At 37.0% G+C, this 18,427-nt stretch carries 13 protein-coding genes and 2 tRNA genes; 12 read left to right on the top strand and 3 right to left on the bottom strand.

Translation table 11 applies throughout. From position 1 onward, the window contains the following. The first annotated feature begins 1,111 nt into the window (after nt 1-1,111). From IPI65_01455 to rsmH, 4 genes are all read left to right on the top strand, one after another. Complete coding sequence (locus tag IPI65_01455) at nt 1,112-1,273, top strand: hypothetical protein (GenBank protein ID MBK7440226.1); 162 nt, start codon at nt 1,112-1,114, stop codon at nt 1,271-1,273. A 176-nt stretch (nt 1,274-1,449) separates the two neighbouring features. After that, a complete protein-coding gene (locus IPI65_01450; protein ID MBK7440225.1) occupies nt 1,450-2,640 on the top strand; it encodes a hypothetical protein in 1,191 nt (396 codons plus the stop codon). A gap of 55 nt (nt 2,641-2,695) precedes the next feature. Next, nucleotides 2,696-3,211 carry a hypothetical protein gene (locus IPI65_01445; protein MBK7440224.1) on the top strand — a complete coding sequence of 172 codons (516 nt, stop codon included), beginning with the start codon at nt 2,696-2,698 and terminating at the stop codon, nt 3,209-3,211. A 1,217-nt stretch (nt 3,212-4,428) separates the two neighbouring features. Further along, nucleotides 4,429-5,478: a 16S rRNA (cytosine(1402)-N(4))-methyltransferase RsmH gene (gene rsmH, locus IPI65_01440; protein MBK7440223.1), complete on the top strand. Its 1,050-nt coding sequence runs from the start codon at nt 4,429-4,431 to the stop codon at nt 5,476-5,478. 3 nt (nt 5,479-5,481) lie between these two features. Here rsmH and IPI65_01435 read toward each other — a convergent pair whose 3' ends face one another. Next, nucleotides 5,482-7,413 (bottom strand): tetratricopeptide repeat protein, encoded by a 1,932-nt coding sequence (locus tag IPI65_01435; protein MBK7440222.1) that lies wholly within the window; start codon nt 7,411-7,413, stop codon nt 5,482-5,484. A gap of 280 nt (nt 7,414-7,693) precedes the next feature. On the opposite strand from IPI65_01435, the gene IPI65_01430 reads away from it, so the two are divergent. From IPI65_01430 to IPI65_01395, 8 genes are all read left to right on the top strand, one after another. Further along, nucleotides 7,694-8,722 carry a dehydrogenase gene (locus tag IPI65_01430; protein ID MBK7440221.1) on the top strand — a complete coding sequence of 343 codons (1,029 nt, stop codon included), beginning with the start codon at nt 7,694-7,696 and terminating at the stop codon, nt 8,720-8,722. Continuing rightward, nucleotides 8,707-9,297 carry a D-sedoheptulose 7-phosphate isomerase gene (locus IPI65_01425; GenBank protein ID MBK7440220.1) on the top strand — a complete coding sequence of 197 codons (591 nt, stop codon included), beginning with the start codon at nt 8,707-8,709 and terminating at the stop codon, nt 9,295-9,297. The genes IPI65_01430 and IPI65_01425 overlap by 16 nt, the downstream gene beginning before the upstream one ends. Then, entirely contained in the window at nt 9,294-9,989 is a 696-nt protein-coding gene (locus IPI65_01420; GenBank protein ID MBK7440219.1) for a nucleotidyltransferase family protein, read from the top strand. Before IPI65_01425 ends, IPI65_01420 begins: the two co-directional genes overlap by 4 nt. Nucleotides 9,990-9,995: 6 nt before the next feature. Next, complete coding sequence (locus tag IPI65_01415; protein MBK7440218.1) at nt 9,996-10,535, top strand: HAD family hydrolase; 540 nt, start codon at nt 9,996-9,998, stop codon at nt 10,533-10,535. Nucleotides 10,536-10,689: 154 nt separating this feature from the next. Next, entirely contained in the window at nt 10,690-12,093 is a 1,404-nt protein-coding gene (locus IPI65_01410) for an undecaprenyl-phosphate glucose phosphotransferase (GenBank protein MBK7440217.1), read from the top strand. Continuing rightward, nucleotides 12,083-13,702 carry a hypothetical protein gene (locus IPI65_01405; protein ID MBK7440216.1) on the top strand — a complete coding sequence of 540 codons (1,620 nt, stop codon included), beginning with the start codon at nt 12,083-12,085 and terminating at the stop codon, nt 13,700-13,702. Before IPI65_01410 ends, IPI65_01405 begins: the two co-directional genes overlap by 11 nt. 37 nt (nt 13,703-13,739) lie before the next feature. Beyond that, nucleotides 13,740-13,811: transfer RNA gene (locus IPI65_01400), tRNA-Arg, on the top strand. Between the two features lie 328 nt (nt 13,812-14,139). Continuing rightward, nucleotides 14,140-14,211: transfer RNA gene (locus IPI65_01395), tRNA-Arg, on the top strand. Nucleotides 14,212-14,748: 537 nt separating this feature from the next. Here IPI65_01395 and IPI65_01390 read toward each other — a convergent pair. Together IPI65_01390 and IPI65_01385 are read right to left on the bottom strand one after the other, a co-directional pair. Next, on the bottom strand, nt 14,749-16,548 hold the full coding sequence (locus IPI65_01390; protein MBK7440215.1) for a T9SS type A sorting domain-containing protein: 1,800 nt from the start codon (nt 16,546-16,548) through the stop codon (nt 14,749-14,751). A 363-nt stretch (nt 16,549-16,911) separates the two neighbouring features. Further along, on the bottom strand, nt 16,912-18,363 hold the full coding sequence (locus IPI65_01385; protein ID MBK7440214.1) for a hypothetical protein: 1,452 nt from the start codon (nt 18,361-18,363) through the stop codon (nt 16,912-16,914). Nucleotides 18,364-18,427 lie beyond the last annotated feature (64 nt).

Raw genomic sequence — 18,427 nt, 5'->3', positions numbered from 1 at the left:
ATAATTAATTGATTTTCATTCTTTTATTCTGGTGCCTCATTATTTTCTTCCAACATTTAAACCAATATCTGTGTTTTTCTTCTTCATAATTTCATTTAAAATGAGCAGCTTCTTTTTCTAATACTTTGCATACAACCCCACCAACAATTTCAATGTCACCTAATTGCAACACACGTAAAGTTCTCTGTTATTCATCTTAACTACATAACGTTCATTTCTGCTTCCAAACAAAAACCTGTCCACTTTTCCTGACGTAGCAGGTCCAATACTCATTACCATACAGAATACTTCAATACCCCTATTTTCCCCTCATTGCTGTGCTTGTGGTGCTCTGCTCAACTTATCATATTACATTTACTAAAAATATTGTTGGAAATTTATACAAAATTGTTTAATAAATATATGCGCAACAAAACAAAATTAACAACAAAACCAACAGCTGTTATCACAAATGTAAATGTTGTAACATTTTGAAAAAATAATATAACAGCCATTTTTTTTTAACCAATTACCTTTAAATCGTTTAAACATACTCCTGAAAACATAGGGTTAAAAAATAATTATTTACTAACTTAAAACTTTAATTATGGCTTACTTAGAAAGAAACAGACGCCCAAGACGAAACGGTAATCGAAACGATGATAACGTTCGTGAACGAGGTGATCGTTATAACGACAATCGTGTAACATTATGTTGTGACGTCACTGTTGTGTGTAAGTGAGACTACGATTATACTGAAAACAGTAGTAGTGATTCCCGTCGCAACGGACAAGGTCGCCGTCAGTCGTCTGATGTGTATTTGTATCGTATACACGTGGTGTTTGATGACCGTATCAAATTCCCGCGCGACGAAAGATTATGATGACGATGATTATCGCTACGAAGGTGGAGAATTTAACAAAACCGCCTCGCGTTACACAGCACACCTCCTCGACGCCTCGCACACGAAAACACGTGGTCGCCGCACAAATACACAATAATAGCTGCAAACAGTTCACTCGCAGACCCGTCTCTGTCTCTCAACCGCATATGCGCCCGTTCTACTTAATAGTTCAAATGGTCGCGACTCAGCTGGCAACTACGTTCTCAAAGATAAAACGGTAGCAGAACCATGCGAAATTCAGGTGGTAACAGCGATTCACGCAATAACACCGGTTCCAGAGGTGGTAAAAGAACCACTTCTACTTCAGGTAAAAGAACAAGCAGTGCTGCTAACAGTCGCAAAAGTTCAGCAAAAAGAACTAACTCAACTTCCCGCAGATCACGTTCGTAATTTGATTTTTATTAATTCCATTTTGCCCTTCGGCCTCAAGTCGTATTTTTTAGCGATACCAACCTTTTATTGTTTAAGGAGATGTTTTACCTTTAAATTGCCAAATGGAATAAATCATACGAACCCATGAATTCATTTTTTCCTTTTTCAAATACTTATTTACCATAATTTTTATTTTGATAATCCTGGTTATCAATTTTAAATTGTTATGTACACCCGGCCAAAATAATCCTGAAAAATTATTCGAATCTGCACATAAACAATTGAATTTTCTCGAAACACAAGTGCACGAAAAGCACATAGCAGAACAAATGCAATATATTTATCCTGAAGGTTATGTATTTGCAAATGTATTGTACGGTTTATCCTGGACCGAAATCGCCAAAAAATCTGACCCTGATTCAATATTGTTTTTACATGCACAACAGGAAGCCAATTATGCACTCGCCAGATTGCAAAGTGATTCTGCAAAAACAATTTTCGACAAACAACAGCAACCTGAGTATGGTATTTTTTATCGCGGTTGGGAAAATTATTTGCTGGGAAAAATGATTCAGACACTTATTGTAAAAGATACAATAAGTATACATTTGTTTCAAAAAAATTGTGCTGAAATTGCTGCTGCTTTTTCAAATGCAACAACACCTTTTCCGGATTCCTATGTAAACATGTCGTGGCCTGCAGATGCTTGTGTAGCAATGGCTTCATTACAATTATATAATAAATTATATACACCATTATATGACACTTTAATTCAAAATTGGATTGTAAATGTGAAAGCACATTTAGATCCTGCAACCGGATTAATCCCGCATCAATCTGCTTCCGGAACCGGAAATACACTCGAAGGCGCCCGCGGTTCTTCTATGAGTTTGATATTAATTTTTTTAGCCGAAATTGACCCTGTTTTTGCACAACAACAATTTGTTATTTATCAAAAACAATTTCAGCATACTATTTTAGGTTTGCCTGCTATACGTGAATATCCCGCCGGCACAAGCGGAACCGGTGATATCGATTCCGGGCCTGTTGTTTTTGGTATGAGTTTTACAGGTACTATTGTTGGCATTGGCACCTTTGCAAAATTTGGTGCAACAAATCAGTCCCGCAAATTATCAGCTTGTACAGAAGCATTTGGTTTTCCCATTTCTTTCAACAACAAAAAACAATTTGCATTGGGAAAATTCCCCATAGCCGATATGTTTATTGTCTGGTCGCGTTTACAAGCTCCGGAACCAGGATTAAAGGAGGCAAATAACGATTATAATTTTGGCACAACTTTGTGGTTGCACCTCGGTAGTATACTCATACTCGCAATAATGGTGTACCGGTTTTGGCGTAAAAAACTAAAGCACATTAACCCATAATATTGCATTTTTAAGCTGTTTTACCTATTTTTACTTAAACAAATAAAACAACATCATGAAAACAACACTTTTCATTACCTTATTTTTATGCGCATTTAACGCCGCTCCCTTACTGGCACAAGATTTTAATGTTCCCGCCAATTACAAATTCGAAGAAGCTGCCGATTACGATAAATATGATGCTGACATTATCGCCGCAGCTAAATGGCTGGTAAATACCCCCCTCAACGAACAGGACAAAAAACGTAAAGAAGTTACAGCCTTCGTTGTAAAATGGATAAACGGAAGTCCGACAGTAACCGTTGAATTAAATGAAATAATTCTCGATTTCGATACAAAAAATCCCGACATAGTTGTCATTTTTATAGCTTCCAACGCTCGTTATGTATTGGAAAATGGAAAGGTGGATAATATGCGCGAAAAACACAAAGCCGCATTGCGCGATTTAATCGCCGTATATAAAAGCGGAAAAGGAATCACCAAAGACAAAAAAATGGAAAAACTCATCAAAGCCGACGAAGACGGAAAACTCGACGAGTGGCTGGATGAAAATTTGAAGATTGAACATTGATAAATAATCGATAAATTATTGTTTAAATGGCAACCTGTAAAGCATGTTGCCATTTCTTATTTTTGCATAATGCTGGTGGAGTTAATAATTAGTTTTATAAATTTAAAATTGGTTAAATGAATTGGGAATGACAAGGTCTAAATTTTTGATATTATTTCTATTCTGGATACCCATTGGTAGCTCAAGTATCTGAAATTCAATGGCTCAAGAATTTAGGGGGAGTGGTGATTATATTGCAAATTTCATCACTTCCAAGTAATTTTAGCACTTACACTATGACTTCAATAACGTGCTTGTCTGGAACAGATAAATGTTTTGTAGTGAAACTGTGGAATAAGTATATGCCGACAGCTCTGATGGAAGTCAATAAAAAATGCTGATTAATTGTATAATTATGGGAAAAGACTTGGTGGAAGTATTGCCCAGTTAAAAAATTTTGAAGGAAACTTTGTGGAGACCTTCGTGGGAGTCGCTCTTGGCATTACACGTTCAGAGGAAGCCTAATATGGTCTAAAAGAAATTACAGTTCGAGGACGGAGAACAGGACTCCTGAGTTATTTTATGCTGAAGGCCCAATTTTTTATTCTGTTAAGTGAAGTTATTTATAAAACTACATTCAAAGATCACCCCCCCACATTCAGCCACCCTCCTCTCACAATAATTCCACACATTTCTAACAATATTCTCCTAATCACTTACACACAAAAGACACTTGAAAAACTTTGAAAAATACCTCAATACAACAAACACAAACTACCCAAAAAATAAAATGCAAAACACATTTAACTTATCCCAAAACAACATCACCCACCAAACCGAAAGTTAAAAATTATAAAGCAAATATTAAAAATTTAAAAAGAAATACAATGGTCTGCGCACAGCACAAGCCTGACCTCATTAAGTCGCTTGCGGTTCTGACTGTACTTCTTCAAATAACCCTCGAAAATTGCTCGACACTCATCACTTGCTTAAATCACTTTATCATTGCCCCAAGCTTCAATCCATACCACACTTATAACTTAAGAAATCTGGACAAATATTAACGGACTTAACGAAAAGAACACTTGAACCTAATTTTTTAACTACTTAACTTCATCTTTTCCATTACCGAATAAACAACACACTAGACTCAAAGCTACCACATGAGAATAAATTAAACCACTAATAAAAAAGACTCAAGTAAACTTAAAAAAACATAACCCACCCATTTTTGCATAATGGACGAGCAGGAACCAAAACATGTGCGTAGGGTTCGGTATAATGGTACACATCCGAAATCTTTTAAAGAAAAATATAAGGAGCATAATCCGGAGCAATATGCGGAAGATGTTGCTAAAATTTTGGCTCAGGGAAAAACACCTGCAGGTATGCATCGTTCCATTTGTGTAGATGAAATAATGGAAGTGCTACAAATTGAACCCGGACAAATTGGTTTGGATGCTACATTGGGTTATGGCGGCCATAGCCTCGAATTATTAAAACGTTTATCACCCGGCGGCCATTTATTTGCTACCGATGTCGACCCATTTGAATTGCCCCGCACCCGTGATCGGCTGGCTGGTTTTGGTTATGGTGAATCGGAAATATCTATTCGTAAAATGAATTTTGCAGGCATCGATCAAATTGTTGCTGAAGCAGGTTTATTTAATTTTATTTTGGCAGATTTAGGTGTGTCATCCATGCAAATTGATAATCCCGACCGCGGCTTCTCATTTAAAGTTGACGGTCCGCTCGATTTGCGTTTAAATCCACATTCCGGAAAATCGGCTGCAGCATTTTTGAAAAATTGTACCGTAGATGAATTAACAGCTATTTTTATTTCCAATGCAGATGAACCTAATGCAGAAATTATTGCAAAAAATATCATCTCAACAATAAAAAAAGGCGGAACTATTTTAACAACAACGCATTTAAAAAATTGTATTAGTACTTCACTGGATACCTTACCCAAAAAATTATCTAAAGAAGAAATTAAAAAAACCTGTCAGCGCTGTTTTCAGGCTTTACGTATTGAAGTAAATGATGAATTTGGTGTGCTGGATAAATTTTTATCTAAAATTCCGGATGCTTTAAAACCGGGAGGGAGAGTGGCTATTTTAACCTTCCATTCCGGTGAAGACCGTCGTGTGAAAAAAGCGTTTCAGGCATTATTCAGAGACGGCATATTCAGCGAAATTGCCAACGAACCGATACGACCATCTGCGAAAGAATGTAATGATAACCCGCGAGCAAAATCGGCAAAATTGCGATGGGCTGTAAAAGTTTAACTATTAAGCAATAGGCATTTCTAATATTACATGTGTGCCTTTTTCAGTTGCAGGAATAAAGTTTAACGTCGCGGCATTTCGTTTGGCACGCAGCATAATATTTTTTAATCCGTTGCCACCTAAATTGGTAGTATTATCATTTAGTTGTAACTGCGCAGCTGCGTCGAACCCAATACCATCATCAATAATTTCCATTTTTAATATTTTAGGTGCTATACCAAAGTTGATGATTATGGTGGAACATTTTGAATATTTAATGCTATTGTTTAACACCTCCTTAAAAATTAAATATAAATCTCTTCTCTGTTCCATGGGTATTTTAACATTTTCTAAGGCCGCATTCCGGTTCATTACTAATTTTATATTATGCAAGGTGGTTACTTCGGTTGCATAATTATACATACGGTTTTCAATTTTATTGAATACATCATTTGCGGGTTTAAGCGCCCACACAATATCACTCATGTTTTCAATCATTTCAACCGAATTGGTCCGCATTTTTTCTAAAAGGAGCGTAGATTCAGGACTTTTTTCATGTAATTGGGTTTTAATAATTTCACAATACATACTAATGCTGCTTAGCGTAGAACCAATATCATCATGTAAATCGCTGGCAATTTTGTTGCGTAATTCCAGTTGTTTTAACTGTTGCTTTATACGATAGCGGTTAATTAATAAAAATCCTATCAGCAGAATAAATAAAATAATGGCAATGGCAATATTTCTGAATACAATTTGTAATTGTTTCTCCTTTTCTTTTAATGCATTGTCAGTTTTTAAGAAGGCTATTTCCTTTTCTTTTTGTGTGGACTCAAATTCTTCCTTCAAGCGCAAAAGTTCACTCTTTTTTGATTCGGAATTTAAACTGTCGTTCAGGTTATTAAATAATTTATAAAATTTAAGTGCTGCTGCAGGATTGTTCTGTGCATCATAAATTTTGTATTTTTTACTATATACATCCCTGCGATAAGAATCAGCTTTATTAGCCGTAAAAATTTGTAATGCAGAATCTAAATTGGTAATTGCCGTCGCATAATTACCTCTTGCCAGATACACATCCGCTATATTCATCAATTCATAACCCACATCAGTGGCTGAATTGAGCTGCTGCATAATTTCTTTTGCCTTTTCATACTGAGCCAATGCATCATCAAATTGATCAAGCTGTAAATAAATATTACCTAAATTTTCATACGCGATTCCCTGATTAAAAAGATCGCCGGAAGTATTGTGAATATTAATCGCCTTGCGCTGCTGAATTATCGCTTCATCCAGTCGCCCTGCAGCCTGTAACATATTGCCGTAATTGGAATAGGCATTGGCAAGCATCGATAAACGGTTGTCGAGTCCGGTTTTTAGGGGTGTTTCAAAAATACGTATCGATTTTAGTATATAAGTTTCAGCCAATGCATAATCGCCCAAATCACGGTAAATATTACACAAGGTTTGATATACAACACCAATTATAACGGAATCAGATTGTTGTTCAGCAATTTTCATTGCAGCCAAATCATTTTTTAATGCCTCATTATTGTTGTTCATCGAACGATAAACCAGAGCCTTATTATGTAATGTTTTTGCCAGATTAAGTTTATCGTTTTTTTGTATCGTTGCAGCATTATCAAAATAACTCAGCGATAAATTATATAACCCTTTTGTTTGATAAGCTAAACCCAGCAAATTGTAATTGGAGCCTATTTCTTTATCGTTATTTTTATTTAAAGCAATTGTTAAAGCCTTGTTTGCAAAATAAATCGCCGTATCAGCATCTGATCGATACATTTGGTAACCATAATCGCTATAAGTTTTCATCAGCTCCAAAGTATCATTTGAGGTGCTGATTATTTTAGTGAGTGAATCAATATTTATCTGTGCAATTCCGGTTTGGAACAACAGAGCAGATAGTATACAAACAAAATAAATTTTTATAACCATTTCGAAAAATCTTTTAAAAATAGACAAAAATGTATTTGTAGCAGCAGTAATTCAACGCAATTACATTTGTTTACATATATGATTTATAAAGTTCATTTTAATAAAATAGGTGCCTTTTTGTTCATTTGTTTTAGGTTAACCTGAAAGCAACCTAATGGCACTTTCTGCTATCTACCCAAAAGTTCACATATCTAAAAATCCCTAAATCATGGATTTTTCATAGTTTTTACGGAACTTTGCAGCCGATTTGTGTGCGTTAACCCTTTAACCTAACTAACTAATGATAATAAGAAGTAAAGCACCTTTGCGAATTGGCCTGGCAGGCGGCGGAACAGATGTGGGGCCGTACAGCGATATTTACGGTGGCTGCATCCTGAATGCTACCATCAACAAATACGCCTATGCTACCATTATGCCGCGTCGCGATAACAAAATTATTTTAAACGCCCGCGACCGCAATGAGTGTATCGAACTCGATTCTGAAAGTAAACTGGCTATCGACGGCAAACTCGACCTCTTAAAAGGTGTTTACAACCGTATCGTAAAAGATTTTAATCATAATGCACCCTTATCTTTTGAACTCAACACCTACGTTGATGCGCCTCCGGGCTCAGGTTTGGGTTCTTCATCAACCTTAGTTGTAGCTATTGTTGGTGCTTTTACCGAATGGCTGGGTTTGCCATTGGGTGAATATGATATCGCCCACCTGGCTTACGACATTGAACGCAAAGACCTGGCAATGGCCGGTGGTAAGCAGGACCAATACGCTGCAACCTTCGGCGGTTGGAATTTTATGGAGTTTTATAAAGAAGATAAAGTTATTGTAAACCCATTGCGCATTCGCCCTGAATATTTACAGGAATTATCGTTTAACATCGTAATGTATTACACCGGCACCAGCCGTTTATCTTCTACCATTATTGAAGCACAATCGGACAACGTTACCAAAAAATCGGATAAATCGATTGAGGCGATGCATAATTTAAAGGAACAGGCCTATATGATGAAAGAAGCCATTTTAAAAGGCGAACTGAGTCGTATTGGTGATATTCTGGATTATGGCTGGAAAAACAAAAAAGCAACTGCCAGCGGCGTTACCAACGATATTATTGATAATATTTATTCCAGTGCCATGAAAGCAGGCGCAACAGGTGGTAAAATTTCAGGTGCAGGTGGAGGAGGTTTTATGACCTTCTACTGCCCGGGTAATACAAGATATAAAGTAATTGAAGTACTCAACACATTTGGTGGTGAAGTACATAATATTGAATTTTCAAACTACGGACTAACATCATGGGAAGCAAAATAGAACAAATTAAAGGCGTAATTGCCGAAAGTATCAGGGTAAAAAATGAAATTTTAAATAACCCTGAAATGATTGCTAAATGCGAAGAAATTGCAGCTAAAATTGCAGAAGCTTTTCGTCAGGATAAAAAAGTATTATTCTGTGGAAACGGCGGAAGTGCTGCTGATGCACAACATTTAGCTGCTGAATTTTCAGGTCGTTTTTATTTCGATCGTCCGCCACTGGATGCAGAAGCATTACACGTAAATTCATCGTACGTAACTGCAGTTGGAAACGATTATGGTTACGACCAGATTTTTTCTCGCGTATTAAAAGCAAAAGGCCGCAAAGGTGATTTTATTATCGGTATTTCTACATCAGGAAATTCTGAAAATATATTGAAAGCATTTGATGTTGCCCGCGAACGCGGAATGGTAATTGTTGCAATGACCGGTGCTTCAGGTGGAAAAATGAAAGATAATTGCGATTATCTCATTAACGTGCCATCAAACGATACACCTCGTATTCAGGAAAGTCATATTATGCTCGGACATATTATCTGCGAATTAGTGGAAGCAGAATTATTTGAGCGTCCATGATACGTGAAGCAATTGTATTAGCAGGTGGTTTTGGAACACGTTTGCAAAAAGTTGTTTCAGAAGTACCTAAACCAATGGCGCCCGTTGCCGGAAAACCTTTTCTGCAATACATTCTCGATTATTTAATTGCACATAAAGTGGAACACGTAGTGCTCGCTGTCGGGTATTTACGCGAAACAATTATTGCACATTTCGGCGATACTTATCACAACTTAAAAATTACTTACGCCATCGAAGAAAATCCACTTGGAACCGGTGGTGGTATTTTACATGCATGTAAATATGTAAAATCCGATAATGCATTTGTAATTAATGGCGATACATTTTTTGATGTGGATTTAGTGGAATTATCTGCTTTTCATCAATCGAATAATGCCTTATTAACCGTAGCATTAAAACGTATGGAAAAATTTGACCGTTATGGCACAGTTGAGTTAGGCGCAGAGGGCAGAATAACCGGATTTCTTGAAAAAAAATATCTGGACGAAGGCCTCATTAACGGTGGAGTATATTGTTTAAATAAACAGATTTTTCATCCTGCTTTACCGGAAGTATTTTCTTTCGAAAAAGAAATTCTGGAAAAAGAAATTGTCAACAGAAAAATTTACGGATTAATTTCAGAAGGATATTTTATCGACATTGGAATTCCCGAAGATTTTTCGCGCGCTCAACACGATTTTATCGGCAAATAATTACGCATGGCAGCTATCCAATTACCTGTTGATCATACCTGGACTTTGTTTCTCGACAGAGATGGGGTATTAAACCGTAAAATCGACCACGACTACGTGCGAAACTGGGAACAATTTGAATTTTTACCCGGTGTAAAAGAAGCACTTGCCATTTGTGCGCAAAAATTCGGAAGAATTGTAATTGTAACCAATCAGCGCGGCGTGGGCAGAGGTTTGATGTCGGAAACCGATTTACATGAAATCCACATGCAACTAATGGATGAGGTTGAACAAGCCGGCGGACGCATTGACGCCATTTTTTATTGCCCTGACATCACCGACGAAGGCTCCACCCACCGCAAACCTAAGCCCGGTATGGCTTTCGACGCGAAAAACCTGTTCCCCGAAATCGATTTTTCCAAGTCCATCATTGTCGGCGACTCCGGCAGCGATATGGAATTCGGGAAAAATCTGGGCATGATTACCGTGTTAATTGGCGATAAGCCTAAACCAGCGGCAGATATATTGTTACCCTCACTTATTAAGTTTTCGGAAACGCTGGTTTAAGAATATATCATTTTTGTTAATATCAGTTATCTTCTTAACATCTTATTGGCTAATTTTGCGCAGGTTTTGTAATAAAAACCTCATTTTTTTGTCGATTGTAGCGCAACCTATTAACAATAGTTAACGTCTGATAATCGGTTGATCCTGTAGAACAATGGTAAGAAGATATTCCCAGTTTCTCGAACTCGTTTACTTTTTGGTAGATATTCTTCTGCTGAACATATCGTTTTTGCTGGCGATGCTCATCAGTTTTGACCGTATCTCAAAGGTTACCAGCGACAGGAAGTTTGCCATGTTGCTGATAGCTGTCAACCTGATATGGTTTTTGGTTACCAGCGTGTTCAACTACTACAAAACCGAACGCGAACGCCGCACCGGCTACGAACACCTTGTTTTCCGTTTTGTAAAAGTGTTGGCCTTTCAGGCTCTGCTAACATTTACCTACCTCTTTTTGATCAAAGGATACCAGTTTTCACGTTCTCAACTGGCATTTACTTATAGTTTCTTCACGGTGCTTGATTTAGCCTGGAGAATTGGTTTTGAAACCTACCTTAAACGTTATCGTGCAAGAGGAGGAAATTACCGTCGCATTATTGTGGTTGGTACCACCAATGCTTCACTCCAGTTTGTGAAAGAAATACAGGAACACAACGAATTTGGTTATCGTTTTATGGGTTACTTCGACGATCCTGAAACATCAATGGCAGAGGTTACGGGCAGCTTACATGAAGTAAAAGCCTATTGCACAGAAAATAATATTGATGAAATTTATTTTGCGCTGCAGCCCTCAGATATGACCAACTATGTTGATGATTTGATGGAATTCAGTAACGATAAATTAATTCGTTTCCGCATTGTCCCTGAATTTTCGAATTATATCAGCAAACAATTTAAAAAAGTTAACATCGAATATTACGGCAATACGCCAATATTAAGTATCCGCCCCGAACCACTGGATAATATCTACAACCGTTTACAAAAGCGCGTTTTTGATATCTTTTTTTCCATGTTGTTTTTCATTTTAATCGGATGGTGGTTATTCCCGCTGATTGGACTTTTAGTAAAATTATCATCTCCGGGCCCTGTATTTTTTATTCAAAAACGTAGTGGAGAAGGTAATGAAGAGTTTTGGTGTTATAAATTCCGCTCCATGAAAGTAAATGCCGAAGCCGATACCAAACAGGCAACGGTGGGAGATGCAAGGATTACCAGAGTGGGTGCTTTTTTACGCAAATCTAATTTAGATGAGCTGCCACAATTCATCAATGTTTTACTTGGTGATATGAGTGTGGTAGGTCCTCGTCCACATATGTTGAAACATACTGAAGAATATTCAAAAATCGTGAATAACTTTATGGTGCGCCATTTTGTGAAACCGGGTATTACAGGTGCGGCTCAGGCAAATGGATACAGAGGTGATACTACCGATCCTGTTATGATGGAAAAACGGGTTCAGTACGACCTTTGGTATCTTGAAAACTGGAGCTTCTGGCTGGATGTTAAAATCGTGTTTCTCACAGTTTGGAGTATGCTTAAAGGAAATGAAAATGCGGTTTAAACTACTCACACTACTTTGTTGCCTCTCGCTTGCAGTATCGGCACAACAAAATTATTTACCCCTCAACAGAAACATTTATAATTGGTACGAACCGGCTTTAAATGAGCAGGGAAGCGGCTTTCACACTTCTATCCGTCCTTACAGGATTAGTGATATGGATTCCATTGTTACCTATGATAGTGTATTTCATTTACAAAAAGTTAGCGGCGATGGTTTTTTCAGCAAACTCTGGAACTGGACTGCTTATGATACAATTGTCGGCGTTCAGCAAACCGAATTTCATTTGCGCATTGACCCTTTGGTGAATTTTGCCGGCGGATTAAATATTGAAAATGGGGGAGAAGGTGTTTGGACAAATACGCGTGGTATTTCATTAAGTGGCGATATCGGTGAAAAAAGAAATGTGAGTTTTAATATTACGCTGCGCGAAAATCAAGGCGATTATCCTGATTATGTTTCGGCATTTATTAAAGAATATAATGTTGTTCCGGGTCAGGGAAAGGTGCGTAATTTTAAAGGCAGTGCTTACGACTTTGCAAATTCAACCGGTTATGTTTCTTACAACGCTTCAAAACATTTTAATTTTCAATTAGGTCATGATAAAAATTTTTTAGGAGATGGATATCGCAGTATGTTATTAAGTGATAATGCATTGTATTATCCTTTTTTCAAAATAACAACTTCCGTTTGGAAAATTAAATACATGAATTTATATACTGAATTTGATGATGCCTATAATGGCACTGTTGATTCAGTAGTTGGTGTTACACGTAAATTCGGCTCCTTTCATTATTTAAGTTGGGATGTTTTTCCGTGGGTACAGGTAGGTTTGTTCGAAGGTATTATCTGGCCTGCAAACGATACAACACGTTATCGTGGGTTTGATGTAAATTATATTAATCCGATTATATTTTTCCGACCAATTGAATTCGGATTAGGCTCACCGGATAATGCTGTAATTGGTGCTAATATTAAATTTACGCCTTTAGATAAATTGATTATTTATGGTCAGTTTATAATGGACGACTTAGACGTTGCCGCGGCGCGAGCGGGTGATGGCTATTACCGGAATAAATTTGGTATTCAGGCCGGCTTTAAATTGTTTGAACCATTTAAAGTAAAACATTTAATGATTCAGGCTGAAATGAATCAGGCCAATCCTTATACTTATGCAAGTAAAGAACCGGTACAAAATTATGCGCATTATAATCAGCCACTTGCACATCCATTAGGTGCTAATTTCAGAGAATTTATTTTTATTGCGAATTATCGTTTTTTCGAAAGATTTTATCTGGAAGCAAAAATACAATCCGCCGTAAAAGGCCTCGATGCCAATAATTCAGAACACAATGGGGGTGATATTTTTACATCCGATTTTTTAATTCCCGGCTTCCCAGATTCTTATGGAAATTACATCGGACAAGGCTTAAAAACAACCATAAAAAGCACCGATTTAAGGGCAGGATATTTATTAAATCCATCTATTAATTTGAATATCGAAGGACAAATATTTATCCGCAATTATAAAAACGAACGTGATGTAATTCCAACAACCATGTTCATGCTCGCCCTCAAAACCGATTTATTTAGCACTTACTACGATTTTTAAGGTGAAAAATTTGATTTAATTTTGAGTTGAATTTTTTGGTCCCGTAGTTCAACGGATAGAATAGGAGTTTCCTAAACTCTAGATAGCAGTTCGATTCTGCTCGGGACTACTTTAAAACGATTTCCTAAACTCTAGATAACAGTTCCCTGCCCGACTGCTTGGACAGCAAGGCAGGCGGGCTTGCCTCACTAATGTAATGAAATGAAATTAGGGAGGGATTCTGCTCGGGACTACTTTAAAACGATTTCCTAAACTCTAGATAACAGTTCCCTGCCCGACTGCTTGCGCAGCAAGGCAGGCGGGCTTGCCTCACTAATGTAATGTAATGAAATTAGGTAGGGATTCCTGTTGGGGCCACTACTGTAAGCCTTTTAAAGGACAGACCTTATTTTAAAGCCGATATTATTTAATTACTTTTGTGATTAATTGAAAATCTTGGCTCCGTAGTTCAATGGATAGAATGGAAGATTCCGGTTCTTTTGATGGCGGTTCGAATCCGCCCGGGGTCACTGCTTTAATTAGCTAATTGGTTGATTAGCAAATTAGCTGATGGGGTTTTTCGATGGATTGGAATTTTTGAGTTAATCAGCGAATTCGCTATTTTAACTGCTGAGGTCACAGAGAAAATACACGCAGAGTAACACAAAGTAATTTTACTCCAACTCAACTTTCTTGCATAAAATGCACATTAAAACCTAACATTAAAATCTCAACTAAAAATTCCTCCGCGCATCTCCGCGGGCTGTTTCTCAGTGAACTTTGCGGTTTCGGCTGTTTAATTATTACATTTATTAGGAAAATTCGTCTGATTTAATATTGATTAATCCTAACTATAACTCCGAATGAAATACTTTCTCAAAATCGGCTGTTCCATTGGTACATCGGTACATTAACACATTGGTACATTAATTCGGCTGTTAATAAATAGATCCATCAGCAACTCCCGTCCGGGCTAATATTGATTAGCCCCAACGATAGCTCCGAATTAAATTTATACTCAAATTCGGCTGTTAATTAGCATATCAGCACATTAGCACATTAGCACATTAATCCTCCTGATGAACTAGCGTTATATTTTGTTCAAACCCTTTTCCTGAAATTTTTAGAAAGTAAATACCGGTAGATAAATTATTGACAGGAATATTATTTAATGCCGCATAAACTGTTTGCGTTAATATTATCCTGCCTTGCATATCATATAAATATAGATTTAATCCCTCCGATGTTGGATTATTCCAGGTTAGCGATAAATGATCATTAAACGGATTGGGAACAACAGCTACACTATTTTCAATAACGTTTGGTATACCATCAATAACCGGTGATTTTACATTTACGGTAATCATGGTTGCCGCTTCATCCATTTTATATAAATACACACTTGAATCGCAATAAGTGCTTGTACATCCATTGGCATCAGTAATTGTTAAACAAATGGTATAAAATCCTTCTGTTGCATACGTGTGTGAAGGGTATGCGGCGTCAGAAAATGTCCCATCATTCCAATCCCATAAATAAGTTAAATCAGGCGCTCCAAAACTGTAATTCAAGGCTGTCCAAATATGCGGTTCAGCATCAGGTGTTAATTCAAAATATGCTGAACATGCAGCATATCTTATTAAACATAAACTCGAATCAAAATTACCGCCGACCAAAATTTTCCCATCCGCCTGAAGTTGTATCGTATAAGCTTCAGTTAATAGGGGTTCACTGGTTTCATCCAAAATTCCATCATCATCGAAATTGGTATTTGGAGTGCCATTTTCATTTATAGCTACGAGCTGAAATTTACTATATGCTGTTCCGACAGTAACAAAACTATTGTCAGGTAAAATAATATGCTCGGTAAAACGCAAATCATCAAGGCTTGTTTCAATTATCTGAATCCCATCATCACTAAAGGTATTGTCAGGCGTTCCATCTGATAATAATCTGATTGATAATAATGTTTCTTCATTACCAACAATAACTATTTTCCCATCATCTCTTATTGAAACTGATCTGCCAATAATTCCATCCAATCCGGGTAACGTAAATATGCCATCACCGTTAAACGTGTTGTCCAGAACGCCTGCAGTTGTAAATCTTAAAACCAATAATGCACCGGATAAATCAGTTTCACCTGTTAAAACAATTTTTCCATCCTCTTGCAACGCAGCATCCATAATAAATGGGTCCCATCCGAGGTCTTCTGTTAAAGCTAATCCATCAGTTCCAAAAGTTGTAACCGGTGTTCCATCAGCATTAATTTTATATAAAAAAACAGTCTCTCCAATCAATCCTGAGTTACCTATAACTGTTACTGTATTATCGTCATTTATTATTAAAGCCCTTGGTTTATCATTGTAAAGTAAGTCCAATGTCTGCAGTCCGTCACTATCAAAACTATTTTTTAACTGACCATTTTCGTCATACATTGCTATTGCAGCATCTATAGTCGGGTCTGTTTCAATATAACCTAATGCAATGATACTTCCGTCAGGAAATAACGCAATATCAGTCAATATATCAATATTAGTAAAGCTGGTCAAAACTATTCCATCCTCACCAAATGAACTATCGATAGAACCATTTTGAAGAAAACGTGCAAGAATAAAATCAATTTCAGGAAATTCACCTTTTATACCGGCTACAATTATTTTATTATCAGGCTGAATTAACATTTTTTTTATGCTAATAACATCATCGAAATCATATTTCACAACACCCATTACTCCAAATGAAGGGTCCTTGGTGTCGGCCTGCGCCATTATTTTGTTGGAAGAAAAAAATGAAAAACAAATTATTATTATCTGAAATAAAATTTGTTTAGCACTTTGGCTCATGTTTGAAAGTGTGGTTTTCATATAATAAAGTTACATTTTAAGCGGCGAATTTCCAATTGCAGCGCAATAATTTCCAAAATTTTAACCAAAGCCTAAAATGTGGGGTATGGTAGAAACTGTGTAATTAGCAAATAAGCTAATGAGATTTTTCGGTTGAATGAAATTCTCACTCAAAATCAGCTGTTTAATTTATTGATCCATTAGCAAATCCGGTCCGTGCCAATTTTAATTAGCACCAACGATAGCTCCGAATTAAATTTTTACTCAAAATCGGCTGTTAATTAGCATATCAGCACATTAGCACATTAATTTTAATTAGCCCCAACGATAGCTCCGAATGGAATACTTATTCAAAATCGGCTGTTCCATTGGTACATCGGTACATTAGTACATTGGTACATTAATCCTCACATAGCCAAAAGCATTCGCAGGAATTTCCAAAAAGCCTTTTTGGGTAGCGATATCAATCCCATCTATTTCATAAAACTTTTCGGAAGTTTTGGTCCAAAATCCGGTTGCACCGGAACTGCTGTAAGGAAAATCACCGGTTACATAATGAATTTCGCAGGTGACATTTTTACCGTCAAATATTTTTGAATTAAATTTTTCTGCTGCATCACCAACACAATCGAAATAAAAATAATATACACCCGGTTCTTTTAATTGAATATCTTTTGTCAAAGGTTTTGCATCAGTTGGTAATTCATTTGCAAGTTGTAATGCAAACCAAGGAACACGATTCGCTTTGCCATCTTCCATATTTAAACCATCCCATTTTTGTATTGGTCGGCGCGCACCCCAAAACCAATTACCTAATAAATTATGCATTAATAAAATGTCAAAATTATTTCGGTTGTTACAAAATGTAGAAAATATATGCGCACCATTCGCAAGTGTGTTCGACCAATTTTCAGCATCCTTATCTCCAAATTCGGTGCAGTGATAAATTTTGCCCGGTAAATTCGCTTTCAAGTAAGCAGCCAAAACAGTGAGCTCATCTTTTGTGCGATAGTCGTGCATATACAACGCAAAAGCGGCATCTAATTTAGCATTCGCTTCACCCCGCTTTATATCCACTGCTCCGGGATGCGCTGCGTTAGCATCTTTTAATTCATCAAATAGATAATAATGTACATCTACCCCCGAAATAAAATCACCGGTACTTTTAATATAATCAAACAATTTAGCATTCCACTGAATATGTGTTTTGCGATGTATCGCCTGACCAACACATAATAACCGCGGTATGTCAGGATATTTTTGTTGTATCGCTTTTAAAATAGGTTCAAAATCATTTTTATAACGCTCCCAATCATAATTATAACTCGCAAAAGTTTCGTTACCCGCCACCACGGCAATAATATTTACACCTGAATCAATTAAGGTTGTAATTGCTGTTAAATTGGTTTCCACATTTCCCTGCAAAACATTCAGCGAATAACTCACCTGAAATCCGGGAATTGCATGAGCAGTTCTAATAATCGACATTAATTCACTTTCGGAAGCGTTATTGTCGACAGGCACTTTTTTGAGGTCTTTTTCCATGGCCTCCACTTTAATCAGTCCCTGACCATCGCGAAACGCATCATAGAGATTTTTAATGGAATCGGCATTCATGCCCAACCCGGGGGTATTGATATTGGGGAAAGCCACTTTGGCATCTCCGCCACCCGGCCAGCGAATGGCAAATGGCTGCACAGTTGCCAGTAGTTTTAATTGTTCAAGGTCAGAATTTAAAAAATTGTAAGAAAAGCCTTCGCCATTTCCGCCAATTATCTGGGCCTGCGTTTGAAAGGCCGCAAACCAAAGGCCTAAGCAAATAATTACTTTTTTCATGATTTCATTTTTGGGGTTTTGAAAAGTTAAAATTAACAATATCAGTCCATAGCAGGTAATTTCG

This window comes from Bacteroidota bacterium (genome assembly GCA_016706255.1).
Classification (GTDB): domain Bacteria; phylum Bacteroidota; class Bacteroidia; order Chitinophagales; family BACL12; genus UBA7236.
This window is presented reverse-complemented; position numbering and strand designations above follow the sequence as displayed.

What these genes read in the sequence shown, in the direction of transcription:
- IPI65_01455 (MBK7440226.1), top strand. Translation starts at nt 1,112, where the DNA reads ATGCGAAATTCAGGTGGTAACAGCGATTCACGCAATAACACCGGTTCC.
- IPI65_01445 (MBK7440224.1), top strand. Translation starts at nt 2,696, where the DNA reads ATGAAAACAACACTTTTCATTACCTTATTTTTATGCGCATTTAACGCC.
- rsmH (MBK7440223.1), top strand. Translation starts at nt 4,429, where the DNA reads ATGGACGAGCAGGAACCAAAACATGTGCGTAGGGTTCGGTATAATGGT.
- IPI65_01435 (MBK7440222.1), bottom strand. Translation starts at nt 7,413, where the DNA reads ATGGTTATAAAAATTTATTTTGTTTGTATACTATCTGCTCTGTTGTTC.
- IPI65_01430 (MBK7440221.1), top strand. Translation starts at nt 7,694, where the DNA reads ATGATAATAAGAAGTAAAGCACCTTTGCGAATTGGCCTGGCAGGCGGC.
- IPI65_01425 (MBK7440220.1), top strand. Translation starts at nt 8,707, where the DNA reads ATGGGAAGCAAAATAGAACAAATTAAAGGCGTAATTGCCGAAAGTATC.
- IPI65_01420 (MBK7440219.1), top strand. Translation starts at nt 9,294, where the DNA reads ATGATACGTGAAGCAATTGTATTAGCAGGTGGTTTTGGAACACGTTTG.
- IPI65_01415 (MBK7440218.1), top strand. Translation starts at nt 9,996, where the DNA reads ATGGCAGCTATCCAATTACCTGTTGATCATACCTGGACTTTGTTTCTC.
- IPI65_01410 (MBK7440217.1), top strand. Translation starts at nt 10,690, where the DNA reads ATGGTAAGAAGATATTCCCAGTTTCTCGAACTCGTTTACTTTTTGGTA.
- IPI65_01405 (MBK7440216.1), top strand. Translation starts at nt 12,083, where the DNA reads ATGCGGTTTAAACTACTCACACTACTTTGTTGCCTCTCGCTTGCAGTA.
- IPI65_01390 (MBK7440215.1), bottom strand. Translation starts at nt 16,548, where the DNA reads ATGAAAACCACACTTTCAAACATGAGCCAAAGTGCTAAACAAATTTTA.
- IPI65_01385 (MBK7440214.1), bottom strand. Translation starts at nt 18,363, where the DNA reads ATGAAAAAAGTAATTATTTGCTTAGGCCTTTGGTTTGCGGCCTTTCAA.